Here is a 22,741-nt window from a genome sequence, read left to right as displayed (position 1 = left end):
TACGGGGCCGGGAGCCGATTCGTCAGGAGACGGCAAGGTTTCGGGAGTGTGAGGGCGGTCACCGCAATGTGACGTGGACGCGTATGAGCCGGGTCTGCGTACGATCGCGGAAGCCGTCGAGATGGAGACGCATGACTCCCGTCGTACTGATCGCTGAGGAACTTGCCCCCGCCGCCCTCGACGTGCTTGCTGACGACTTCGACGTGCGCCACGTCGACGGCACCGATCGGACCGCGCTGCTGGCCGGGCTCGCCGAGGCCGACGCGATCATCGTGCGCAGTGCGACGCGGGTCGACGCCGAGGCCGTCGCCGCCGCGCCCCGGCTGCGGGTGGTCGCCCGGGCCGGCGTCGGCCTGGACAACGTCGACGTGCCGGCCGCCACGGCGCGCGGTGTGATGGTGGTCAACGCGCCTACCTCCAATATCGTGTCGGCCGCCGAGCAGGCCATCGCGCTGCTGCTCGCGGTCGCCCGTAACACGGCCAGCGCGAGTGCCGCCCTCAAGCAGGGTGAGTGGAAGCGCGCCAGGTACACCGGCGTGGAGGTGCAGGGCAAGACCGTCGGGGTGGTCGGGCTGGGCCGCATCGGTGTGCTGTTCGCGCAGCGCATGGCCGCCTTCGGGACGCGGCTGATCGCGTACGACCCGTACATCCAGCCGGCCCGGGCGGCGCAGCTGGGTGTGCGGCTGGTGGGGCTCGACGAGCTGTTGCGGGAGAGCGACTTCATTTCGGTGCACTTACCGCGTACGCCGGAGACGTTGGGTTTGATCGGGGAGAAGGAGCTTGCGACCGTCAAGCCGGGCGTACGCATCATCAATGCCGCCCGCGGAGGCCTGATCGACGAGCGGGCGCTGGCGGACGCCCTGGCCGAAGGCCGGGTGGCGGGTGCGGGCATCGACGTCTTCGTGACCGAGCCGACCACCTCCTCGCCGTTGTTCGCGTTCGACAACGTCGTCGTGACGCCGCACCTCGGGGCGTCCACGGCCGAAGCGCAGGACAAAGCGGGCCTGTCGGTGGCGCGGAGCGTGAAGCTGGCGCTGCGGGGCGAGTTCGTGCCGGACGCCGTCAACGTGCAGGCCGGCGGCGTCGTGGACGAGGACGTGCGGCCGCTGCTGGCGCTGGCCGAGCGGCTCGGCAAGGTCTTCACCGCGGTCGCGGGCGGCGTCGCGGCGAGTGTCACCGTCGAGGTGCGCGGCGAGATCGTGTCGCACGACGTGACCGTGCTCAAGCTGGCGGCCACCAAGGGGCTCTTCACGTCGGTGGTCGAGGAGCAGGTCACCTACGTCAACGCCCCGCAGGTCGCGGCGGACCGGGGCGTGGAGGTCGAGCTCACGGTCGTGCGCGAGGCCTCGGACCATCACAACCTCGTCACCGTACGCGGTGCGCTCCCCGACGGCCGTCGCGTGACCGTGACCGGTGCCGTCCACACGACCGGCGGGCGGGAGTCGCGCAAGCTGACCCAGGTGGACGAGTTCGACCTGGAGCTGGACGCCGGCGGAGTGCTGCTCTTTTTCCGGTACGCCGACCGGCCCGGCGTGGTGGGCGCCATCGGGTCGATCCTCGGCGAGGCGGGCGTCAACATCGCGGCGATGCAGGTGGCGCGCCGGGAGGCCGGCGGGGAGGCGCTGATGGCGCTGCGGGTGGACTCGTCGGTGGACGCGGAGTTGCTGTCCACGGTGGCCACGGCGATCGGGTCGGCGAGGGGCAGCATCGCCGACCTGCGCGACGAGGACTGACCGCGTCGAGACCGAGGGATGGCGCCCGGTCTCGCGTCAGCGGGTTTTCACCGGAGGTGGGTAGACCGTGCCGTCCTGGAGGTCCAGGAGGTCCAGGTTGAGCTCGCCGGCGAGGCGCTCGATCGTTTCGAGGACCTCGTCGGGGCAGTTCTCGTCCAGGCGCATCTGGATGTGGTCCGCCGCGGCGTGCAGCGGGGCACTCGCCCAGGGGGAGCCGTCCAGCGTCGCGCGGGGGCCGCGGTCGGGGTATTTGCTGGTCAGGGCGTCGTAGAAGGCGACTACGCGGGGGTCGGCGGGGCGTTGCGGGTGCTCGCCGCGCGCACACCGCTCGTTCGCGGCACGCACGTCGTCCGGCATGTCCGCGTTGTCCATGGCCCACACCACGAGGTCGAAACTCACCGGCGCATGGTGCCATACCAGCGGGCATTCGATCCCATTGTCGCGCCGACACGCGGGGGATGCGTCTTGCGCGACATTAGTCCGCATCGCTAGCGTTGGTCCTTGCCGCGCGGGCGTGGCGGGGATGTCTTCGGGTGACATTTCCGTGGCCGCTCCGCGCGGTTGTGCACCCCCGGCGGGCGCGAGCCAGCGTTTTCGTCGTGACAACCCCCGCGATCGTTGCCGCGATCCGCGGGGGTTGTTCGCGTCCGGCCCAGGAGACGGGAGGGCCGCACGACCCGCGCCGGGGGCAGATTCCGCCTGAACGATTGCTCACCCACAGTTTGGGACCGGCGTACCGGAGATCGGGACGCCCCGTTAGGCTCGTGCGGGTCGGACCTAGTGAGGGAGTGGACGTGACGGTGGCGCGGATCGCGGTGGTGGCCGGTGACGGCATCGGGACCGAGGTGACCGCGCAGGCCCGCAAGGTGATCGAGGCCGTCCTTCCCGGGGTCGAATACCAGGAGTACGACCTGGGCGCCCGGTTCTACCACCGTACCGGCGAGGTTCTGCCGCAGTCCGTCGAGGACGAGCTGGCCCGCCACGACGCCATTCTGCTCGGGGCCATCGGCGATCCCAGTGTTCCTCCGGGCGTGCTCGAGCGGGGGCTGCTGCTCAAGCTGCGCTTCGACTTCGACCAGTATGTGAACCTGCGTCCGTCGCGGCTGTGGCCCGGCACGACCAGCCCGCTTGCCGGGATCAAGCCCGGTGAGATCGACATGGTCGTGGTCCGGGAGGGCACCGAGGGCCTGTACGTCGGCGCCGGCGGGGTGCTGCACAAGGACACGCCCGCGGAGATCGCGACCGAGGAGAGCCTCAACACGCGGCACGGTGTCGAGCGGGTCGTGCGGGACGCCTTCGGGCGGGCCCGGCGGCGTGAGCGGCGGCATCTGACGCTGGTGCACAAGACCAATGTGCTCACCCACGCCGGCGGGTTGTGGGCCCGGACGTTCCGGGCCGTGGCCGCCGAGTTCCCCGACGTCACGACCGAATACCAGCACATCGACGCGGCGAGCATGTTCATGGTGAGCAACCCGCAGCGCTACGACGTCGTCGTGACCGACAACCTCTTCGGTGACATCCTCACCGACATCGCCGCTGCCGTCACCGGCGGCATCGGCATGGCCGCCAGCGGCTCCGTGAACCCGGAGCGCGCATACCCGTCGACGTTCGAGCCGGTGCACGGTTCCGCGCCCGACATCGCCGGCCAGGGCATCGCCGATCCGGCCGCCGCCATTCTGTCCGCCGCGTTGCTGCTCGAGCACCTCGGGCACCCCGACGAGGCCCGGCGAGTATCCGAGGCGGTCGCGGCCGAGGTCGCTTCCCGTACGCCGGGGGCACCGCTGCGCACCGCCGAGGTCGGGGACCGGGTCGCCGCCACCGCGGCCGCCTGACCCCCACACGTCAGCAGCACGGGCCCCGACCCAGGGGCGCCCGTCGCAGAACCGCACCGTCCCGGACCCCGCACGAGGGCGCCCGGCATACAGGGCCGCCGGCAGCACGAGCAAAAGGCCGTGAAAGCCGCCGGCAGCACGAGTAAAAGGCCGCGAAGGCTGCCGAGAGCACGCGCAACGGCTGCGGGAGAGCCCGGTGCGCGGCCGCCGGACCGGACGGCGGAGCCCCGGGAACCGGCCGGGAAAGCGCCGCCGGTGCTCTCGGCGTACCGATGAAATGACGGACCGTGCCGCCGTGCCGGACTCCCCGCTCGGTGGTCGGTTTTAACGACCGTTCGGGGTAAGTTCATGGGGCACTGCGGGTGCTCCCTCATGCTCACATCCTTTTTTCCTCGCGAGAGAAAGCAGGTCAGCTCCCATGAGTGGTGGTGACAACCTCGATTTCGAGATCCGTCCGAACCCGGCGCCCGTAAGCGACGCGGACCGCGCGACGTTGCTGGCCAACCCGGGCTTCGGCCGGATCTTCACCGACCACATGGCCACCGTGCGGTACGCGGAGGGCAAAGGGTGGTACGAGCCCCGGATCGAGGCCCGCGCGCCGATCCCGATGGACCCGGCGTCCGCCGTGCTGCACTACGCGCAGGAGATCTTCGAGGGGCTCAAGGCGTACACGATGCCGGACGGCGGGGTGGCGATGTTCCGTCCCGATGCCAACGCGGCGCGGTTCGCCCAGTCGGCCCAGCGGATGGCGATGCCGGCCGTGCCGCAGTCCGTGTTCCTCGAGTCGCTGCGCCAGATGATCACGATCGACCAGAAGTGGATACCGCAGAGCGACGAGGGCAGCCTCTACCTGCGCCCGTTCGCGTACGCGAGTGAGGTCTTCCTCGGGGTCCGCCCGTCGATGGAATACCTCTACCTGGTCATCGCCTCGCCGGTCGGCGCCTATTTCAGCGGCGGCGTCAAGCCGGTGACGGTGTGGGTGACGCCCGACTACACCCGGGCCGCTCCCGGTGGCACCGGCGCCGCGAAGTGCGGCGGGAACTACGCCGCCGGGCTCTCCGCGCAGGCCGAGGCGATCGAGCACGGCTGCGACCAGGTGGTCTACCTCGATGCCGTGGAGCGCAAGTACGTCGACGAGCTGGGCGGCATGAACATCGTCTTCGTGATGGACGACGGTTCCCTGGTCACGCCGCCGCTGGGCGGCACCATCCTGCCCGGCATCACCCGCGACTCGATCCTCAAGCTGGCCCAGCGCGCCGGCCGCCGGGTCGAGGAGCGCCCGGTCAGCATCGACGAGTGGCGCACCGGTGCCGCCTCGGGCCGGATCCGGGAGGCGTTCGCCTGCGGCACCGCCGCGGTCATCACGCCGATTGGCACGGTCCGGTCGCCGGAGGGCGAGTTCACGGTCGCCGACGGCGGGTCCGGCGAGGTCACGATGGCGTTGCGCCAGGAGCTGGCGGACATCCAGCGCGGGCGTGCCGAGGACCCGTTCGGCTGGGTGCACCGGGTGCTCTGATCAGTTCGGCGCCAGCAGGTGGTCGCGCATCGCGGCCACCTGCTCGCCGCTGACGCCGATCTCGCGGACGTACTTCTCGACCGAGCCGTACCGCTCGCGCAGGTCGCCGAGGAACATCAGCATGGCGTCCTGCGGGCACTCGAACATGTGGTACTTGCCCTCGACCAGGCCCGGCTTGGTCCGCAGCAGGAACTCGGTCAGCGAGGCCATCGCCACCTCGGTCAGCGCGTAGTCGTCGGCGATGTCGCGGTCCGAGACGCCGAGCAGGGACAGGGTCAGCGCGCAGACGACGCCGGTGCGGTCCTTGCCCGCCATGCAGTGCACGACCGCCGGCGCGGCCACCGGGTCGGCGATGAGGCCGAGCGCCCGGGCGAGCCCGTCCCGGCCGTCCTCGACGAAGTTCAGATAGCGGTCGGCGAGCCAGCGGGCGTGCGGGAGCTCCGCCGGGTGCGGCACCGAATCCCAGTCGACGTGCTCCAGGACGACGTTGTGGTAGGCCAGCTCCGCCGCCTCCGGCACCCGGCCGTGCTCCTCGATCTCGAAGAGCCGGCGCAGGTCGATGACCGTACGCACGCCCAGCGCACCGAACGCCGCGAGGTCGTCGCCCTTGAGCCGGTGCAGCGAGTCGGCCCGGAACAGCCGGCGCCAGCGGACCGTGCGGCCGTCGGTGCCGGCGTACCCGCCGACGTCTCGGAAGTTGTAGGTCGTCGAGAAGGACAGATTCCGGGGGTACGGGTCAGCCGTCACCCCACCAACCTAACGGGAAAATCTCGCGTCCCGGATGCTGGACTTCTGTCCCACGGGCGGCCGAGCAGTGGCATGCTCTCGTACGTGACCCACCTTTCCGTGCTGATTATTCGCACCTAGCGCGCCGGCTGACGCATCGCCGACGTGCAGACCTCCCGCATCCGCGGGGGGTCTTTTTGTTGGGTCCCCCGCTTCGCCGAAAGGAACTCCCCATGACCTACCAGGTGTTCGACACCACGCTGCGTGATGGCGGGCAGCGCGAGGGCATCAGCTACTCGGTCGTCGACAAACTCGCCGTGGCGCGGCTGCTGGACGAGTTCGGGGTCGGCTTCATCGAGGGTGGCTGGCCGGGTGCGATGCCCAAGGACACGGAGTTCTTCCGGCGGGCGAGGACCGAGCTCGACCTGAAGCACGCGGTGCTGGTCGCGTTCGGCGCCACCCGCAAGGCCGGCGTCGACGTGGCCACCGACCCGCAGGTGCAGGCGCTGCTCGACGCCGAGACGCCGGTGGTCTGCGTGGTCGCCAAGTCCGACATCCGGCACGTCGTGCGGGCGCTGCGCACGACCGGCGACGAGAACCTCGCCATGGTCCGCGACACGGTGGCGCACCTGGTGGCGAACGGGCGACGGGCGTTCGTCGACTGCGAGCACTTCTTCGACGGCTTCCGCTACGACCCCGACTACACCGCGTCGGTGGTGCGGGCGGCGTTCGAGGCCGGCGCCGAACGGGTGGTCATGTGCGACACCAACGGCGGCATGCTCCCGTCGATGGTCACCGCCGCGATCAACGAGGTCGTCGCGCGTGCCGGGGTGCCCGCGGACCGGCTCGGCATCCACTGCCAGAACGACACGTCCTGCGCGGTGGCGAACACCATCGCCGCCGTCGAGGCGGGCGTGCGGCACTTCCAGTGCACGGCCAACGGCTACGGCGAACGGCCCGGCAACGCCGACCTGTTCGCCGTCGTCAGCAACCTGCAACTCAAGCTCGGGCTGAAGGTCCTACCGGACGGATGCCTCGAGAAGGCGACGCGGGTGTCCACCGCGCTCGCCGAGATCGCCAATATCGCCCCCGACACCCACCAGGCCTACGTCGGGGCCGCGGCATTCGCTCACAAGGCGGGGCTGCACGCGAGTGCGATCAAGGTGGATCCGCTGCTCTACAACCACGTCGACCCGTCGGTGGTGGGCAACGACATGCGGATCCTGGTGACCGAGATGGCCGGCCGGGCCAGCATCGAGCTCAAGAGCCGTGAGCTCGGGCTGGACCTGGCCGGCCACCCCGACACCCTCACCGAGGTGACCCGCCGCGTCAAGGATCTGGAGGCCGGCGGGTGGTCGTTCGAGGCCGCTGACGCGTCCTTCGAACTGCTGGTCCGCGACGCCCTGCCGGGTGCCGCCCTGGTGCGGCCGTTCGCCCTGGAGTCGTACCGGGTGCTGGTCGAGCACCGCGAGGACGGCGCGGTCGTGTCGGAGGCCACGGTCAAGGTCCGCGTACGCGGTGAGCGCGTGATCGCCACCGCGGAGGGCAACGGCCCGGTCAACGCCCTCGACGAGGCCCTGCGCACGGCGCTGTCCAAGCACTACCCGGAACTGAAGAACTTCCAGCTCGCCGACTACAAGGTCCGCATCCTGGAAGGCTCCCACGGCACCAACGCCATCACCCGCGTCCTGGTCGAGACCGGCGACGGCAACCGCGACTGGACCACGGTCGGCGTCCACGAGAACGTCGTCGAGGCCAGCTGGAAGGCCCTGACGGACGCGTTGACCTTCGGCCTGGCCCGCACGAACGCCCCGGCCTGAGCGATCACCGCCGCCTGGTCATCACCCGCAAGGTGATGACCAGGCCACCGGCGCACCACGCACCCAGCACCGCGTAGGGCAGGGCGGCAATCCCGCCCGCCGGCGAGGTCAGACTTTCCCGTACGGCCTGAGCCATGTACTCGAACGGCAGGACCCGGTGCACGGCCTGGAGCCAGCCCGGCAGCCGCTCCGCCGGAAAGTTGATCGGCGAGAACAGCAGCGCGACGAAGACGAGGGTCTGCGTCACCAGGCTCGTCGCCGAGGGTGGGGCCGCGTACGCGAGGGCGAAGCCGGCCGTGGTGGCCGTGAGCGCCACCAGCAGCACCGCCACCACCGCCAGCGGACTGATCCGCAGGTCGAGATCGAACCGCAGCACCGCGGTGAGCAGCCCGAGCAGCAACCCGGGCGCGCCGGTGACCAGCCAGGTGGTCAGGTCCGCGGCCAGCACGGCCGTACGCGGGACAGGCAGCGTCCGGTTGTAGTCGAACGTGCCCTCGAGCTTGGACTGGGCGATGAGCTGCGGTGCCATCACCATGCCGATGGTGATCAGGCCGAGCGTCGGTGCGCCGGTGGCGAGGTAGAGCGCCGTTGCCGCGTCGATGCCGGGTATCAGGTACGCGAAGCCGATGACGATGCCGACCGCGAGGAAGACCTGGACGATCAGCACGAGCGGGAGGACGAACCGCAGCCGCAGGGCGGTCCAGCGGACGAGCAGCAGATAGCTACGGAACCAGGGTCGCACTGTCGTTCCCTCCGGTGAGTCCGATGTAGACCTCTTCGAGCCCGGTATCCCGCCCCGCGGCGAGGTCGGCCGGGCTGCCCGCCGCCACCACCCGGCCGTGGTCGAGGACGACGACCCGGTCGATCGTGCGCTCGGCCTCAGCGATGTTGTGGGTGACCAGAACGACCGCATGGCCCGCGGCGGCCAGCGAGCGGATCTGCGCCCAGAGCAGCCGCCGGCGCACCGGGTCGACGTCGTTGGTGGGCTCGTCGAGCATCACCAGGCGGCCGGGTTCCACGATCGCCATGCAGAACGCCGTCAGCCGCCGGACCCCGCCGGAGAGCCGCTCGGCCGGGGCGTCCGCCCACTCCTCGATGCCGAGGCCGGCCAGCAGCCCGGCGGTCCGCTTCCGCACGGCGCCGCGGCGCCCGCCCCGGATCCGCCCGACGATCTCGATGGCCTGCCGCGGCGTGACGCCGGTCAGTGGCGCCTGGGACTGCGGCTGGAAGGAACAGGCCGAGCGCGCGTACGCCGGATCGGCGACCGGGTCGCGGCCGAGCAGCCGGATCCGGCCGGAGGTGGGGCGTACCAGCCCGACGACCTGGTGCAGCAGCGTGGTCTTGCCCGCGCCGTTGTGACCGAGCAGGCCCGTCACCCGGCCCGCGTCGACGTCGAGGCTGATGTCGTCGTTGGCCCGTACGCCGCGCCGGTAGACCTTGGTCAGCGAGTCGATGTGCAGCACGGTCACCTCACATACCGTTCGGTATCCAGATACCAATCAGTATCTGGATACTCGAGCGAATGTCAATCGGATAGGTTGGCGCGATGAGCGAGCGACTGACCCGTGCGCAGCAGCAGGAGCGCACCCGCCGGCGGCTGCTGGACAGCGCCGAGACGCTCTTCGCCGACCGCGGGATCCACCGGACGACGCTCGACGAGATCGCGGCGGCGGCCGGGCTCACCAAGGGGGCGATCTACGCCAACTTCGGCGGGAAGGACGATCTGATCGCCGCCCTGCTGCAGCGCAGGCTGGACGACGGGGAGCCGGTCCGGCAGCGGATGACGCCGGAGTCGTGGGTCGCGACGATGGGGGAGAGCTACGAGGCGCACGCGCCGACGCCCGAGGTGCGCCGGTTCGCGATGGCCGTCGTCGAGTTGTGGCTCTTCGGCATGCGGGACGGGACGAAGACCGAACTTCTGCGGGGCTGGATGCGGAGCGTCCGCGCGCACATCGCCGAGGATGCCGCCGCGGTCGGTGAGCGGCTGCCGCTGCCGGCCGAGCAGGTCGCGGCCCTGCTGCTCGCGCTCGATGTCGGGGTCGCGTTGCAGTACCTGACGGATCCGGAGGCCGTGCCCGTCTCGACGTACACGCGCGGGGTCGAGGCGTTGCTGGGGTTGCCGGTCAGGCCGCCGGGACGATGACCTCGGCGATGATCGCGCGGTGGTCGCTGCCGCGGATGGTGTGGACCGCTACGGCGCCCGCGCCGAGGCGTTCGTCGATCAGGACGTGGTCGATGGTGACCGGGGGGATCGGGTCGCCGTCGTACGGGCCCCAGGTGGGGGTCAGGCCCTTGCCGGCGGCGTCGGCGGCGTCCCGGTAGCCGCCGGCGATCAGGTCGCGGAGCGGGCCGTGGTCGAGGGTCGAGTTGAAGTCGCCCAGCAGGACGCGGGGCGTCCCGGCCGGATCGGTGCGGGGCTCGTTCTCGAGGTCCTTGCGCCAGCGGCCCAGGACCGCCAGCGAGAACGGGGCGATCGGGTGGGCGGACTCGAGCACGACGCGGCCGCCGCCCGGCGGCTGGACCGTGCCGTACGCCTGCCGGAAGCCGCCGCCGATGTCGCGCACGCCCGGGTCCGTCAGGGGGTAGCGGGAGTACAGGCCCGAGCCGCTCGCGCCCCACTCGGCGCCCAGCGACGAATACGGCAGGAGCTGCCCCAGGCCGGCCTCGGCGAGCCGGGTCTGCGCGGACGGGGTGAATTCCTGCAGGGCCAGCACCGCTACGTCGTGGTCGCGGACGAGCTGGACGAGCTGCGTCGCGTCGGCGCCGCCGAAGAGCAGGTTCGACGTCATGACGTGCAGTTTCGCCCCGGTCCGCGGGCCGCGGTCGCCGTCGGGGAGGGCGCGGGGCAGCACCGTGACGGCGAGCAGGGCGAAGGTGATCGTCGCGACGGCCGCCACCAGCCAGCGGCGGGTGGCGAGCGCGGCGATGGCAGGCACGGCCATCCCGGCGGCGACGTACGGCGTGAAGGCGAACAACTGCACCAGCGGGCCGCGTTCCCAGCCGCCGAGCCGCACCGCCGTCCAGGCGACGCCGGGCAGCACCAGCAGCCACAGCAGCACCAGCCAGGCGGCCCGGCGTACCCGGACCGGCTTCGCCACGGGCGCCGAGCTGGTGATCGTCATGGCGGCGACGGTATCCGGCGCCGGCCACCGCCACCGAGGGGAGAAGGGCTACATCACATCATTGATACGGGTTGAAGTTCTGCGCCGCCATCAGGAACCACGCGGTGGTGCCGACGTGCTGGCGGCCGAAGTAGCCGAACCCGAACCCGGTCTCGAAGGCGCTGGTCGCCGCCACGATGCCGGAGGCGGCGGGGAGCGGGGCGCCGGTCCACGTGCCGCCCTCGCCGGGGTTGGCGAGGCGGCCGCCGTGCGGGTCCCCGGTGCGGCCGACGGTCTGCCCGGCGCCGAGCGTCTCCTGGGCCGTCACCAGCGCTTGCAGCAACTGCCGGGCCCGTCCGGCGTCCCCGGTGCGGCCGCGCTTGAGCAGGGCGAGCGCGGTGTGCGCGGTGCCCTCCAGCCAGACCGCGTGCGGGTTGCTGGGCAGGGCGCTGCCGGAGACCGGGTCGGTGACGACCTTCGCCTGGCTGCTGTACGTCACGCCGGACACCGGACCGTCGGTGTTGGCGAGGTGGGTGGTGACCCAGTCGACGGCCGCGTCGTAGCGGTCCTCGCCGAGCCCCAGCAGCCCCCAGCTCTGCACGTCCTCGGGGACGTTGCCGGTGTTGATCACCTCGGGGTCCTCGCCGGTGCCGGTCCAGAAGTGCCGGCCGGCGGGGTTCCACATCCGGCGGACGAAGGCGGCGGCGACGTCCGCGCGGGCGGTCCAGGCCCGGTCGCGGGTGAGCTTGGCGAGGAGCGCGAAGAGCGCGTACGCGTCGACGTTGTGCTCGGTCGACGCCCACCGCTCGGGCGTCTCGCCGTCGGCCTGCCGCCCGCCGTGGTAGCCGCCGTGGCGGTGGCCCGACTCCTGGCCGGCGATCCAGAGGCCGAGCGCGACGGTGCCGTCGAGGTACTTCGCGATGCGGGTGTCGACGTAGAGCTGCGCGAGCGCCAGCGCCGCCCACGCCATGTCACCCGTCGACGAGCCGCCGAAGCCGAACGGCCAGAGGTGCGCCGCCCTGCCGCCCTCGCGCCGGAGGCCGGGGAAGGCGGGGCCGTCGCCGTAGAACCGCATCGGGCCCGCCGCGTACGCCTGCCGCACCCGCCCGTCGGCGTACCGCTCGTCGTGGGCCTGGACCCAGAGCAGGGCGTCGCCGATGAGCCGGGCGCGGCGCACGTTCGCGACCGTCGGGTTGGCGAGGTAGGCGAGGGCCGCCAGCGCGTTGTCGTAGACGAACGCGGTCGTCAGCAGCTCGCTCTCGTTGTTGTAGCTCTGCAGCAGGCGCGGTTCGCCGCCCTTGACGTACGCGTCCTGCACGACGTCGAGGTAGTGGTACGCCCGCGCGACCGGCTCGGCCAGCGCCCGGTCGACGAGGTGCCGGGGCGCGCAGGTGCCGGCCGGGGAAGGCGTCGGCAAGCGGCGGGCGGAGGCGGCCACGGCCGGGAGGTTGCGCAGGCGGCGGCGGGTGAAGGCGGCGGACGAGGCCGTGAGGTTGGTGGGCATGAGGGGGTCCCAACGTAGCTGAGAGCGCTCTCGCGCAGGGGGCCATCTAAACCCCTCGGCCCCGCGCTGGCAACACCAGGGCCGCCGGGTCGCGGCAGCCCCGCCGCCGCCGCCGCTGAGACGGCGGCGGCCCCGGTGCCGCCGCTGAGACGGCGGCAGCCCCGATGCCGCCGCTGAGACGACGGCGGCGGCTCCGGTGCCGGTGGCTCAGACCGCGGCGTCCAGGATGTCGCCCAGCCCGGCGGCGGCCAGCTCGTCGCGGATCACCGCCGCGTCGCCCTCCACGACCAGGGTGAGCGCGTCCGGGTGCAGGTAGCGCGCGGCGGCCGCGGACACCTCCTCGACGGTGGCGTCCAGCAGCCGCTGCCGGAGCGTCGCGTAGTAGTCGTCGGGCAGCCCGTGCACCACCAGGTTGGCCAGCGCCCCGGCGATCGAGCCCGGCGTCTGCATGTCGACCGACAGCGAGCCGGCCCGCCACGTGCGCGCGACCTCCAGCTCCTCCTCGGTGACGCCGTCGTCGCGGGTCCGGGTGATCTCGCCGACGGTGTCCACCAGGGCCGGCGCGGTCACGGCGGTCTGCACCGACGAGCTGACCCCGAACCGGCCGAACCGGCGGGTCATCGCGAAGTCCGCGCGGATGCCGTACGTGTAGCCCTTGACCTCGCGGATCAGGTGGTTGAGCCGGGACGTGAAGGCCCCGCCCAGCACCGTCGCCACCAGGGTGATCGGCACGTAGTCGGGGTGCGCCCGCTCGGGGGCCCGGTGCCCGAGGCGCAGCGTCGACTGCACCGAGGCGGGCCGGTCGACGAGCAGCACCCGCCGGGCCGCCGCGATCGGCACGTCCAGCGGGCCCTCGGCGGCCACCGGCGCGCCGGACGTGCCCGCGAACGCCGCCGCGCCCAGCTCGTCGAGGTCGAGCCGGTCCAGGTCGCCGGCCACCAGCAGCACCCCCGGCCGGGTCAGCCAGCTCGCGTGGAACGCCTGGACGTCCTCCACGGTGACCGCCGCCATCGAGGCCGGGTCGCCGTGCAGCGGGCGGCCGTACCGCTCGCCCGCGCCGAAGAGGTCGGCCCGCAGCGCGGCGTCCGCGCGCGGTCCCGGCTGGGCCCAGTCCATCCGCAGCGCGGTCGCCTCGTCGTCGCGGACCCGCGCCACGTCGGCCGGGTCGAGGCGGGGCGTGCGCGCGGCCTCGGCCAGCAACGTCACCGCCCGCGGCAGCAGGCCGGCCGGCACAGAGACGCCGACCCGGAACGAGTCCCAGTCCACCGACGTGGTGAGTTCGGCGCCCAGCCCCTCCAGGGCCAGCGCGTACGCCGCCGAGTCGCGGACCCGGGTGCCCTCCTCGAGGCTCTTGGCGAGCACCGCCGCCGTACCCTCGCGGCCCTCGGTCTCCCGGGCGGCGCCGGCGTCGAGCAGCAGCGACGCGGTGGCCAGCAGCTGGCCCGGCATGTGCGCGGCGACCACCTCACCGCCCGCCACGGACGCGCGACGGATGTCGGGGAACGTGTAGGGGCGGGCGTCACCCGGATCGGGCCGGGTCGCGACGAGGCTCATGCTGCGGTCCCTTCCGGGAGGTAGGTCAGGGTCACCCGGGACTCCGGGTTCAGCGTGCGGGCCGCGTCGGCGATGTCGCCCGCGGTCACCGACTGCCACTGCGGCAACCGGTACGCGGCGCTCGACGCGTCCCCGAACTGGGTCGCGTACCGGCTGAGGGTGTCCGCCCGGCCGCCGACGGTCGACATCTGCCGCCACCACGCGGTGGTGAGCAGCGCCTTGGCGCGTTCCAGCTCGGCCTCGGTGACCGGCTCGGTGGCCATGCTGTCCAGCACCTCGGCCACGCCCGCCTCCAGGGTCGCGGCGTCCACGCCGTCCTTGGCGGTCGCCGTGACGATCAGCGGCGCCGGGGCGTGCGCCAGGTCGACGCCGTACGCGCCGATGTAGTCCGGCTGCGCGATCCGGGCGCCGTCGGCGAGCCGCTGGTAGAGGCGGCTGCCCCGGCCGCTGCCCAGCACGGTGGCGAGCACGGTGATCGCGTCGTACCCGGCGGTGCCGAACGGGTGGGTGCGGTGCGACAGGTAGACCCGTGGCGCCGGGACGTTGCCGGTGACCGATTCCCGGGCCGGCGACGTGGCCGGGCCGGGGAGGTGCGAGTGCGGCGCCGGCGGCAGCCCCGGCACCGGCTCGATCATGCCGAAGTACTTCTCCGCGAGGGCGAGGACCTCGGCAGGCGTGACGTCGCCGGCGACGGTCAGCACGGCGTTGTTGGGCGCGTAGTACCGCGCGTGGAACGCCTGGAACGTCTCGAGGCTCGCCGCGTTCAGGTCCTCCATCGACCCGATCGTCGCGTGGTGGTACGGGTGCCCCGGCGGGTACAGCAGCGGCAGTAGGCGCAGCCACGCGTCGCCGTACGGCACGTTGTCGTAGCGCTGCCGCCGCTCGTTCTTCACCACCTCGCGCTGGTTGTCCAGGGTCTCCTGGGTCAGTGCCGGCACCAGGCCGCCCATCCGGTCCGCCTCGAGCCACAGCGCCAGCTCGAGATGCTCGGCGGGCAGCGTCTCGAAGTAGTTGGTGCGGTCGGGGTTCGTGGTGGCGTTGAGGGAACCGCCGGCGCCCTGCACGTACCGCATGTGCTCGGTCTTGCCGACGTGCAGCGAGCCTTCGAACATCAGGTGCTCGAAGAGATGGGCGAAACCGGTCTGGCCGGCGGGCTCGTGCCGGGAGCCGACGTCGTACCAGAGATTCACGCAGACCACCGGAGCGGTGTGGTCCTCGCTGACGACGACGCGCAGGCCGTTGTCCAGGCGCGCGGTTTCGATGGGCCACGGATAGCCGGTCTCGGCGACCGGTGCGGGCTGAGCGGACACGCAACCTCCCTGTATCGGGTTCCAGTATCCCGGTCCCGGCTCCTTCGCCCGGCTTTCGGTGCCGGTTGGTGTCATTTCATCAGCACAGGCGAGGGGGAACCATGACAGACACCGACGCGCGACTGCTCGAGCAGACCCTGTTCGAGGTCAAGAAGGTCATCGTCGGGCAGGACCGGCTCGTCGAGCGGCTGCTCACCGCGCTGCTCGCCGGCGGTCACTGCCTGCTCGAGGGCGTACCCGGGGTGGCCAAGACGCTGGCGGCCGAGACGCTGGCCGTCGCGGTCGGCGGCAGCTTCCGCCGGATCCAGTTCACCCCGGACCTGGTGCCGTCCGACATCATCGGCACCCGCATCTACCGGGCCAGCAGGGAGAGCTTCGACGTCGAGCTGGGCCCGGTGATGGCGAACCTGGTGCTCGCCGACGAGATCAACCGGGCGCCGGCCAAGGTGCAGAGCGCGCTGCTCGAGGTGATGGCCGAGGGGCACGTGTCGATCGGCGGGCGCACCCACCCGGTGCCGCGGCCGTTCCTCGTCCTCGCCACCCAGAACCCGATCGAGAGCGAGGGCGTCTACCAGCTGCCGGAGGCGCAGCGGGACCGCTTCCTCATGCGGGTCGTCGTGGGCTACCCGGACGACCAGGACGAGCTCGGCATCCTCTACCGGATGGGCGGGACCCGGCCGGCGGCTCGGGCCGTGCTCGACCCGGAGCGGCTGATGGCCCTTCAGGACCGGGCGCGCGAGGTCTTCGTGCACCACGCCCTCGCCGAGTACGTGGTCCGGCTCGTGCTCGCCACCCGCGACCCGGCCCGGTTCGGCCTGCCGGAGGTGGCGGCGCAGCTCGCGTACGGCGCCAGCCCGCGCGCCACGCTGGGACTGGTGGCGGCCGGCCGGGCCCTCGCCCTGCTGCGGGGGCGCGACTACGTGCTGCCGGCGGACATCCTCGACATCGCGCCGGACGTGCTCGCGCATCGGCTGGTGCTCTCGTTCGACGCGGTCGCCGACGGGGTGCCGCCCGAGACGATCGTCCACCGCATCGTCGACGCCGTGCCGCTGCCGGTGATCGCGCCCGCCCAGGAGCAGTCCGGGCCCGGCCTCGGGATCGCCGCATGAACCAGGGTGCCTCGCTCAACGAGCTGACGCCCGAGCGGCGGCTGCGGCGGCTGGAGCTGACCGTCACGCGGCGGCTCGACGGGCTGCTGCACGGGTCGTACCTGGGTCTGCTGCCCGGCGTGGGCAGCGAGCCCGCCGGGAGCCGCGAGTACCGGGCCGGCGAGGACGAGGTGCGGCGGATGGACTGGTCGGTGACCGCGCGGACGGCCGTGCCGCACGTGCGGACCGTCGACGCGGACCGGGAACTCGCCACCTGGATCCTGGTCGACGCCACGGCCAGCATGGACTTCGGCACGACGGAGTTCGAGAAGCGGGAGCTGGCGGTCGCGGCCGTCGCGGCGGTCGGCTTCCTCACCTCCGGTACGGGCAACCGCCTCGGCGCGCACCTGCTCACCGGGGACGGGGTGCGGCGGTTTCCCGCGCGCGGTGGGCGTACCCATCTGCTCGGAATGCTCCGCACCCTGCTGGCCGTGCCCCGGGGCCTGCCACCGACGGACCCGGTCCCGCTCGCCGAGGCCGTCACCGGCATCCACCGCGCGGTGGTGCGCCGCGGTCTCGTCGTCATCGTCTCGGACTTCCTCGACGGCCTCGACCGGGACGGGCTCGGCCCGGCCGCGCCCGCGTGGGAGCAGCCGTTGCGCCGCCTCGCCGCCCGCCAGCAGGTGCTCGCCGTGCAGGTGGGCGACCCGCGCGAGCACGACCTGCCGGACGTCGGCCTGCTCACCGTCGTCGACCCGGAGACCGGGCGCCGGCGCGAGGTGCCGACCGCCAGCCGCAAGCTCCGCGAGCGCTACGCCGCCGCGGCCCGGCAGCAGCAGGCGGCCATCGCCGCCGCGATCGGCCGGGCCGGTGCCGCCCGCCTTCCGCTGCGCACCGACCGGGACTGGGGCGCCGACATCGTCCGGCACGTACGCGCCCAGCGCCGGCTGGGCCGCGCCGCCCGCAGACCCCTCGCCCCCGAAGGAGGTGCGTCATGACCTGGCTCTCGCCGGAACGGCTGTGGCTGCTGCTCGCCGTCGCCGCGCTGCTCGTCGCGTACGTCGTCGCGCAGCGCCGCCGCAGCCGGTACGCCGTCCGCTTCACCAACCTCAAGCTCCTCGACCGGGTGGCACCGAAGCGGCCGGCGTGGCGCCGGCACGTGCCCGCCAGCCTGTTCCTGGCCATGCTCGCGCTGCTGGTCGTCGGCTTCGCCCGGCCGCAGGCCGAGGTGAAGGTGCCCCGGGAACGCGCGACCGTGCTCGTCGCGGTGGACGTCTCCCGCTCGATGCTCGCCACCGACGTGCGGCCGGACCGGCTGTCCGCGGCGAAGGACGCGGCCCGGGAGTTCGTCGCCGAGCTGCCCGGGGAGTTCAACGTCGGGCTGGTCGGATTCGCCGGCACCGCCTCGGTGTTCGTGCCGCCGGTGACCGATCGCCCCGCCGTGACGGCCGGCATCGACCGGCTCGACGAGGGGACCGCCGGGCGCGGGGGCACGGCCATCGGCGACGCCATCGCCGCGTCCCTGGACCAGATCCGCACGCTCGACGCGCAGGCCGGCGAGGACGTGCCGCCCGCCCGCGTGGTCGTGCTCTCCGACGGCGCGAACACCGCGGGACGGGACCCGGCCGAGGCCGCGCGGCTCGCCACCGAGCTGGGTGTGCCGGTCGACGCGATCTCCTTCGGTACGGCGGGCGGCACGATCGGCGGTGCTCAGCCCGTACCCGTCGACGGGGAGACGCTGCGCTCGGTCGCGGACACGACCGGCGGCAACTACTTCGAGGCCGGAAACGCCGAGGAGTTGCGGGCCGCGTACGCCGACATCGGCAGCTCGGTCGGTTACGAGACCGAGGTCGAGGACGTCTCGGCGCGGTTCATCGGCATCGGCCTGGTGCTGGCCGTCCTCGCCGCCCTCGCCTCCCTGTTCTGGTTCGCCCGCCTTCCGTAAGGGGATCGTCATGTCTGGACTGGGATCGCCGCGGGGACCGGAGTTCGTCTCCCCGGGCCTGGCCGGCCCTCCGCCCGCCCCCTCGACCGCCGCGGCCGCGGCCGCCCGCACGCCCCGGAAATGGCCGCTGCTGGCCGCGGCGGGCCTGGCCATCGTCGGAATTTCCGCCGGTACGGGCGGAGCAGCCGGTTACGTGACCGGCCGGGACGACGCCGCCCCGCCGGCACCCGCACCCGCACCGCCGCCGCCCGGCGTACCGTCCGATCTGGTCGCTGCCGCCGCCCGCGCCCTGCCCGGCGTCGTCTCCGTGCAGGTCCGCACCGGCTCCGGCGGCGCCTCGGGCTCGGGCTTCGTCTTCGACGACCGCGGCCACATCGTCACCAACCACCACGTGGTCGGCGCGGCCGGCGGCACGGTCAGCGTGGTCGGCTCGGACGGGCGCAGGCTCACCGCCGAGGTCGTCGGCACCGATCCGGGCAGCGACATCGCCGTGCTGCGGGTCGAGCCGTCGGCGGCGCTGCGCCCCCTGGACCTCGCCGGCCCGGGCGGTACCCGGGTCGGCGAGCCGGTCCTCGCGGTCGGTTCGCCGCTCGGCCTCTCCGGCACGGTCACCGCGGGCATCGTCAGCGCCCTGGACCGCCAGGTGCGGCTCGGCGGCACGGTACGCCGGACCGCCGTCCAGACCGACGCGTCCATCAACCCCGGCAATTCGGGCGGCCCGCTGGTCAACGCCCGCGGCGAGGTCATCGGCGTCAACACGGCCATCGCCACGCTGGAGGGCGGCGGCTCGATCGGGATCGGGTTCGCCGTGCCGGTCGAGCAGGCCCGGCAGGTGGCCGCGACCCTCATCGGCCGTGGATAGTCGACAGATGCGGTTGCTGGTGGTGGAGGACGAGGAAGACCTGGCCGAGGGCCTGCGGGTGGGTCTCGCCCGGACCGGGTACGCGGTCGACGTCGCGGGCGACGCGGCCCAGGCGTACGACCGGCTGACCGTGAACGAGTACGACCTGATGCTGCTCGACGTGAACCTGCCCGACGGCGACGGCTTCACCCTGTGCCGCTCGCTGCGCAACGGTGAGGTCGTGACCCCGGGCGAGGGCGGCGTACGCGTCCTCATGCTGACCGCCCGCGGCGGCCTCGACGACCGGGTCCGCGGCCTGGACGAGGGCGCCGACGACTACCTGGTGAAGCCGTTCGCGCTCGCCGAGCTGCTGGCCCGGGTGCGGGCCCTGCTGCGCCGCGACACCGGTGGCAGTACGGCGAAGCTGACCGTCGGCGACCTCGTGCTCGACGCGGCCCGGCACACCGTGACGCTGCGCGGCGCCCCGCTGGCCCTGACGCCCAAGGAGTTCGGCGTCCTCGAATACCTGATGACCCGCCCCGGGCACGTGGTGCCGAGCGAGGAGTTGCTCGAGCACGTGTGGGACGCCAACGCGGACCCGTTCACCCAGACCGTCCGGGTCACCGTCGGCACGCTGCGCCGCAAGCTCGGCGAGGGCTCGATCGAGACGGTCGTCGGGCGCGGATACCGGCTGCGGGAGCCGGCGTGAGAAGGCCCGAGGTCTTCCGGTCCATCCGGTTCCGGCTGACCGTGCTCTACTCCACGCTGCTCTTCGCCCTGGCCGGGACGGCGCTGCTGATCACGTACTTCGCGGTCGCGGCCACCACCGACCCGCAGCCGATCACCGAACGGTCCGCGCTGGTGAAGCAGGGCCGGGTGGTGGTGGACCAGATCACCGTGGCCGAGGTCAGCGAGATCCAGGCCGCGGTCAACTACACCACCCTGCAGAACCTGCGGAACTACTCGCTCATCGCGCTCGGTGGCCTGTTCGTGGCGAGCCTCGGCATCGGCTGGGTGCTGTCCGGGCGGGCGCTGCGGCCGGTCGGCGCGATCGCGCGGACGGCCCGGGAGATCCAGGCCACCGACCTGTCCCGCCGGATCCGGCTGAAGGGCCCCCGCGACGAGCTGCGCGACCTGGCCGACACCATCGACTCCATGCTGGACCGGCTCGACGACGCGTTCCAGGCGCAGCGCCAGCTCATCGACGACGCGTCGCACGAGTTGCGCAGCCCGCTCGCGATCATCCGTACCCATCTCGACGCCTCGCTGACCGAGGACCGGGCCACGCCGGAGGAGCGGCACCGCGCGGTGGCGGTGGTCGACCGGGCCACCACCCGGATGTCGCGGCTGGTGGAGGACCTGCTCGCCACCGCGCGGCGGGACGCCGACGCGATGGCGGACACCGACGTGGACCTCTCGGCGATCGCGCGCGAGGCCGGTGAGGACGCCGGCAACACCCGATTCCGGTACGCCCTGAGCGACGGCCTGCACCTCATCGGCGACGCGGACGCCCTGCACCGGGCCGCCGGGAATCTGCTGTCGAACGCCGTACGGCTGGCACCGCCGGAATCGACCGTGACCATCGCGACGGGCCGCAGCGGGTCCTGGTTGTGGCTGGCCGTCGCGGACGAGGGGCCGGGCATCGCCGAGCAGGACCTGCCCCGCGTCTTCGACCGCTTCTGGCGTGGCGCCAACGGTGTCCAGTCGCGGGAACGCCGCACCGGGCTGGGGCTCGCCATCGTCCGCCAGATCGTGGAATCGCACGGCGGGCAGGTGGCGGCCTTCTCCGAGCTCGGCCGCGGCAGCGTCTTCGTGCTGTGGCTGCCCGCAACCGACCGTACGGACGATGCCCCGCCGCCGCAGGTCAGCCCGTGGCCGTGAGCGTCGCTGCCGCTGTTGCCGGGGTGGCTCAGCCGGTGGCCGTGAGTTGCAGGGCGGAGCGGAAGGCGCGGATCGCCGGCTGGCCGGCCGAGCCGCTGCGCACGCCCGTGTAGAGCCGCCGCCGGGGGCGGCCCGGCAGGTGCCGCACCTCCAGGTCGCCGGGGCTGCGGCCGGTCCACAGCAGATCCGGCACGAACGCGACGGCGTGCCCGCTCTCCACCAGGCGGAGCTGGAGCAGCAGATCGGCGCTCTGGAAGCGGACGTCGGGCTCGAACCCGGCCCCGCGGCACAGCTGCCGCGCCCAGTGCCCGGCCGTCACGTCGTCCGGGTCGAAGACGAACGGCGCCTCGCTCAGCTCGGCCAGCCGCGCCCGGTGCCACGGCCCGCGCCGCGGCACCGCCATCCGGATCTCGTCCTCGAGCAGATCCTCCTCGTCGACGCCGGGCAGGACGGGCTCCGGCACGCCGGGATAGCACTCGCCGAGGACGACGTCGAAGTCCCGGGCGAGCAGCCCGGCGAACGCGGGGGCGGCGGCCTCCTGGGTGATCTCCACCCGCAGCCCCGGATGCTCCGCCGTCAGCCGCGACAGCGCGCCGGGAACCAGCGCCAGCATCACCGACTGGAACGACGCCACCCGCAGCGTGCCCGTGACCTCCGTCATGCTCGCCGCCAGCTCGGCCTCGGCGCGCTCCATCCGCTCCAGGATCGCCTCGGCGTGCCGCACCAGGATCCGGGCCTGCGCGGTGAGCCGTACGCCCCGCCCGACATGCTCCAGCAGCGTCGCCCCGGTCTCCGACTCCAGCACGCTGAGCTGCTGCGATATGGCGGACGGGCTGTAGTTGAGCGCCTTCGCGACGGCGGCGAGCGTGCCGAGCCGATCGAGCTCGCGCAGCAGCCGGAGGCGATGAAGGTCCAACATTGCTGATGATTATCGCTCAGAAACATTCGCTGGACGAAAGGGTCGGCGGGTCGGGATCGTGAACCCGTGACCATCGCTACCCCGCGCATCGGCGCCGCGCCCGGCCCCGCCGTCCTCATGGTGCTCGGCTCGTGCGCCTCGCTCCAGGTGGGCGCCGCGCTCGCCGCCCGGCTCTTTCCCGTGACCGGCAGCGCCGGCGCGACGCTGCTGCGGCTGAGCCTCGCGGCCGGCGTGCTACTCGCCGTGGCGCGGCCGGCCGTACGGTCCTGGCGGCGCCACCAGTGGCGGGCGGTGCTGCTGCTCGGCGCCACGATGGCGGGCATGAACGGGTTCTTCTACGCGGCCATCGCGCGCGTGCCGCTGGGCCCGGCGGTCACGATCCAGTTCCTGGGCCCGCTCACCCTGGCCGCCATCCTGTCCCGGCGCCTCCGCGACTTCGGCTGGGTCCTGCTCGCCGCCGCGGGCGTCGCGGCGTTCGGCTTCGGCGACGGCGCCACCGCCCTCGACCCGCTCGGCGTGGTGTTCGTCGTGCTCGCGGGCGTGTTCTGGGCCCTCTACATCGTGGCGAGCTCCCACGCCGGAGCCGCGGTCGCCGGCCAGGGAGGCCTCGCGGTGGCGATGACCGTCGGCGCCCTGGTCCTGCTCCCCGGCGGCATGACGGGCGCGGAGAAGGCCCTGACCTCACCGCACCTGCTGCTGATCGCGCTGGGCACCGGCCTGCTGGCGTCGGTGATCCCGTACACGCTGGAGTTGTCGGCCCTGCGCCGCCTCCCCAAGCGCGCCTTCGGCGTACTCCTCAGCCTCGAACCGGCGGCCGCGGCCCTCGCCGGCTGGCTCCTGCTCGCCCAGCCCCTGACCCCGATCGCGGCGGCGGCGGTGGTCCTGGTGGTCGTCGCGAGCATCGGCTCCACCGCCTTCTCGTGATCGGAAACCGCATGGCGGTCCCGGCCCCGCGGGTGGAATGCTGGGCC

The 22,741-nt window shown here is 73.1% G+C and carries 20 protein-coding genes and 1 pseudogene; 12 read left to right on the top strand and 9 right to left on the bottom strand.

Translation table 11 applies throughout. The features are described 5' to 3' along the window. The first annotated feature begins 131 nt into the window (after positions 1–131). Positions 132–1,733, top strand: a complete 1,602-nt coding sequence (gene serA, locus CLV70_RS08115) for a phosphoglycerate dehydrogenase (protein ID WP_106125775.1) — start codon at positions 132–134, stop codon at positions 1,731–1,733. A gap of 36 nt (positions 1,734–1,769) precedes the next feature. On the opposite strand, the gene CLV70_RS08110 is transcribed toward serA, so the two are convergent. After that, positions 1,770–2,105: a hypothetical protein gene (locus tag CLV70_RS08110; protein ID WP_425440131.1), complete on the bottom strand. Its 336-nt coding sequence runs from the start codon at positions 2,103–2,105 to the stop codon at positions 1,770–1,772. A gap of 428 nt (positions 2,106–2,533) precedes the next feature. Between CLV70_RS08110 and CLV70_RS08105 the strand changes: the two genes are divergently transcribed. Both CLV70_RS08105 and CLV70_RS08100 read left to right on the top strand, forming a co-directional pair. Continuing rightward, positions 2,534–3,565 carry a 3-isopropylmalate dehydrogenase gene (locus tag CLV70_RS08105; protein ID WP_211303697.1) on the top strand — a complete coding sequence of 344 codons (1,032 nt, stop codon included), beginning with the start codon at positions 2,534–2,536 and terminating at the stop codon, positions 3,563–3,565. A 418-nt stretch (positions 3,566–3,983) separates the two neighbouring features. Next, positions 3,984–5,081, top strand: coding sequence for a branched-chain amino acid aminotransferase (locus tag CLV70_RS08100; protein ID WP_106125773.1), 1,098 nt, complete (start codon positions 3,984–3,986; stop codon positions 5,079–5,081). Here the strand turns inward: CLV70_RS08100 and CLV70_RS08095 are convergent, their stop codons facing one another. Beyond that, positions 5,082–5,828, bottom strand: coding sequence for a tyrosine-protein phosphatase (locus CLV70_RS08095; protein WP_106125772.1), 747 nt, complete (start codon positions 5,826–5,828; stop codon positions 5,082–5,084). A gap of 212 nt (positions 5,829–6,040) precedes the next feature. On the opposite strand from CLV70_RS08095, the gene cimA reads away from it, so the two are divergent. Then, positions 6,041–7,627 (top strand): citramalate synthase, encoded by a 1,587-nt coding sequence (gene cimA, locus CLV70_RS08090; RefSeq protein ID WP_106125771.1) that lies wholly within the window; start codon positions 6,041–6,043, stop codon positions 7,625–7,627. A gap of 4 nt (positions 7,628–7,631) precedes the next feature. On the opposite strand, the gene CLV70_RS08085 is transcribed toward cimA, so the two are convergent. Further along, on the bottom strand, positions 7,632–8,369 hold the full coding sequence (locus tag CLV70_RS08085) for an ABC transporter permease (RefSeq protein ID WP_106125770.1): 738 nt from the start codon (positions 8,367–8,369) through the stop codon (positions 7,632–7,634). Between the two features lie 28 nt (positions 8,370–8,397). Further along, positions 8,398–9,090: pseudogene (locus CLV70_RS08080) on the bottom strand (ABC transporter ATP-binding protein); the annotation flags it as partial. An 83-nt stretch (positions 9,091–9,173) separates the two neighbouring features. Here CLV70_RS08080 and CLV70_RS08075 point away from each other — a divergent pair. After that, positions 9,174–9,770, top strand: a complete 597-nt coding sequence (locus CLV70_RS08075; RefSeq protein WP_106125769.1) for a TetR/AcrR family transcriptional regulator — start codon at positions 9,174–9,176, stop codon at positions 9,768–9,770. On the opposite strand, the gene CLV70_RS08070 is transcribed toward CLV70_RS08075, so the two are convergent. The 4 genes from CLV70_RS08070 to CLV70_RS08055 form a co-directional block, all read right to left on the bottom strand. After that, positions 9,751–10,749: an endonuclease/exonuclease/phosphatase family protein gene (locus tag CLV70_RS08070; RefSeq protein WP_106125768.1), complete on the bottom strand. Its 999-nt coding sequence runs from the start codon at positions 10,747–10,749 to the stop codon at positions 9,751–9,753. The genes CLV70_RS08075 and CLV70_RS08070 overlap by 20 nt on opposite strands. 58 nt (positions 10,750–10,807) lie before the next feature. Continuing rightward, positions 10,808–12,232 carry a hypothetical protein gene (locus CLV70_RS08065; protein ID WP_106125767.1) on the bottom strand — a complete coding sequence of 475 codons (1,425 nt, stop codon included), beginning with the start codon at positions 12,230–12,232 and terminating at the stop codon, positions 10,808–10,810. Between the two features lie 207 nt (positions 12,233–12,439). After that, the gene (locus tag CLV70_RS08060) at positions 12,440–13,786 is read right to left on the bottom strand and encodes a M16 family metallopeptidase (protein WP_106125766.1); all 1,347 of its coding nucleotides are present in this window, start codon (positions 13,784–13,786) and stop codon (positions 12,440–12,442) included. Continuing rightward, a complete protein-coding gene (locus CLV70_RS08055; protein ID WP_245908099.1) occupies positions 13,783–15,096 on the bottom strand; it encodes a M16 family metallopeptidase in 1,314 nt (437 codons plus the stop codon). The genes CLV70_RS08060 and CLV70_RS08055 overlap by 4 nt, the downstream gene beginning before the upstream one ends. Positions 15,097–15,197: 101 nt before the next feature. Between CLV70_RS08055 and CLV70_RS08050 the strand changes: the two genes are divergently transcribed. From CLV70_RS08050 to CLV70_RS08025, 6 genes are read left to right on the top strand one after another with little or no spacing between them, the layout of a single operon-like run. Continuing rightward, positions 15,198–16,205, top strand: coding sequence for an AAA family ATPase (locus CLV70_RS08050; RefSeq protein ID WP_106125764.1), 1,008 nt, complete (start codon positions 15,198–15,200; stop codon positions 16,203–16,205). Further along, complete coding sequence (locus CLV70_RS08045; RefSeq protein WP_106125763.1) at positions 16,202–17,182, top strand: DUF58 domain-containing protein; 981 nt, start codon at positions 16,202–16,204, stop codon at positions 17,180–17,182. Before CLV70_RS08050 ends, CLV70_RS08045 begins: the two co-directional genes overlap by 4 nt. Continuing rightward, the gene (locus tag CLV70_RS08040; RefSeq protein ID WP_106125762.1) at positions 17,179–18,129 is read left to right on the top strand and encodes a VWA domain-containing protein; all 951 of its coding nucleotides are present in this window, start codon (positions 17,179–17,181) and stop codon (positions 18,127–18,129) included. The genes CLV70_RS08045 and CLV70_RS08040 overlap by 4 nt, the downstream gene beginning before the upstream one ends. 10 nt (positions 18,130–18,139) lie before the next feature. Next, positions 18,140–18,991 carry a S1C family serine protease gene (locus CLV70_RS08035; protein WP_106125761.1) on the top strand — a complete coding sequence of 284 codons (852 nt, stop codon included), beginning with the start codon at positions 18,140–18,142 and terminating at the stop codon, positions 18,989–18,991. Between the two features lie 7 nt (positions 18,992–18,998). Continuing rightward, a complete protein-coding gene (locus CLV70_RS08030; protein WP_106125760.1) occupies positions 18,999–19,679 on the top strand; it encodes a response regulator in 681 nt (226 codons plus the stop codon). After that, positions 19,676–20,851 carry a sensor histidine kinase gene (locus CLV70_RS08025; RefSeq protein WP_106125759.1) on the top strand — a complete coding sequence of 392 codons (1,176 nt, stop codon included), beginning with the start codon at positions 19,676–19,678 and terminating at the stop codon, positions 20,849–20,851. The genes CLV70_RS08030 and CLV70_RS08025 overlap by 4 nt, the downstream gene beginning before the upstream one ends. Positions 20,852–20,879: 28 nt before the next feature. Here the strand turns inward: CLV70_RS08025 and CLV70_RS08020 are convergent, their stop codons facing one another. Then, complete coding sequence (locus tag CLV70_RS08020) at positions 20,880–21,770, bottom strand: LysR family transcriptional regulator (RefSeq protein ID WP_106125758.1); 891 nt, start codon at positions 21,768–21,770, stop codon at positions 20,880–20,882. Between the two features lie 66 nt (positions 21,771–21,836). Here CLV70_RS08020 and CLV70_RS08015 point away from each other — a divergent pair, with 66 nt between their 5' ends. Then, entirely contained in the window at positions 21,837–22,694 is an 858-nt protein-coding gene (locus CLV70_RS08015) for an EamA family transporter (RefSeq protein ID WP_245908098.1), read from the top strand. Positions 22,695–22,741: the final 47 nt, after the last annotated feature.

The organism is Pseudosporangium ferrugineum (genome assembly GCF_003002065.1).
GTDB classification, from domain to species: Bacteria; Actinomycetota; Actinomycetes; order Mycobacteriales; family Micromonosporaceae; genus Actinoplanes; species Actinoplanes ferrugineus_A.
The sequence above is the reverse complement of the archived record's forward strand: the minus strand, read 5'-3'. Positions and strand labels throughout refer to the sequence as shown.

Excerpts from the sequence above, each read along its gene's own strand:
- serA (WP_106125775.1), top strand. The coding sequence starts at position 132 with ATGACTCCCGTCGTACTGATCGCTGAGGAACTTGCCCCCGCCGCCCTC.
- CLV70_RS08110 (WP_425440131.1), bottom strand. The coding sequence starts at position 2,105 with ATGGACAACGCGGACATGCCGGACGACGTGCGTGCCGCGAACGAGCGG.
- CLV70_RS08100 (WP_106125773.1), top strand. The coding sequence starts at position 3,984 with ATGAGTGGTGGTGACAACCTCGATTTCGAGATCCGTCCGAACCCGGCG.
- cimA (WP_106125771.1), top strand. The coding sequence starts at position 6,041 with ATGACCTACCAGGTGTTCGACACCACGCTGCGTGATGGCGGGCAGCGC.
- CLV70_RS08075 (WP_106125769.1), top strand. The coding sequence starts at position 9,174 with ATGAGCGAGCGACTGACCCGTGCGCAGCAGCAGGAGCGCACCCGCCGG.
- CLV70_RS08070 (WP_106125768.1), bottom strand. The coding sequence starts at position 10,749 with ATGACGATCACCAGCTCGGCGCCCGTGGCGAAGCCGGTCCGGGTACGC.
- CLV70_RS08065 (WP_106125767.1), bottom strand. The coding sequence starts at position 12,232 with ATGCCCACCAACCTCACGGCCTCGTCCGCCGCCTTCACCCGCCGCCGC.
- CLV70_RS08060 (WP_106125766.1), bottom strand. The coding sequence starts at position 13,786 with ATGAGCCTCGTCGCGACCCGGCCCGATCCGGGTGACGCCCGCCCCTAC.
- CLV70_RS08050 (WP_106125764.1), top strand. The coding sequence starts at position 15,198 with ATGACAGACACCGACGCGCGACTGCTCGAGCAGACCCTGTTCGAGGTC.
- CLV70_RS08045 (WP_106125763.1), top strand. The coding sequence starts at position 16,202 with ATGAACCAGGGTGCCTCGCTCAACGAGCTGACGCCCGAGCGGCGGCTG.
- CLV70_RS08040 (WP_106125762.1), top strand. The coding sequence starts at position 17,179 with ATGACCTGGCTCTCGCCGGAACGGCTGTGGCTGCTGCTCGCCGTCGCC.
- CLV70_RS08035 (WP_106125761.1), top strand. The coding sequence starts at position 18,140 with ATGTCTGGACTGGGATCGCCGCGGGGACCGGAGTTCGTCTCCCCGGGC.
- CLV70_RS08030 (WP_106125760.1), top strand. The coding sequence starts at position 18,999 with ATGCGGTTGCTGGTGGTGGAGGACGAGGAAGACCTGGCCGAGGGCCTG.
- CLV70_RS08020 (WP_106125758.1), bottom strand. The coding sequence starts at position 21,770 with ATGTTGGACCTTCATCGCCTCCGGCTGCTGCGCGAGCTCGATCGGCTC.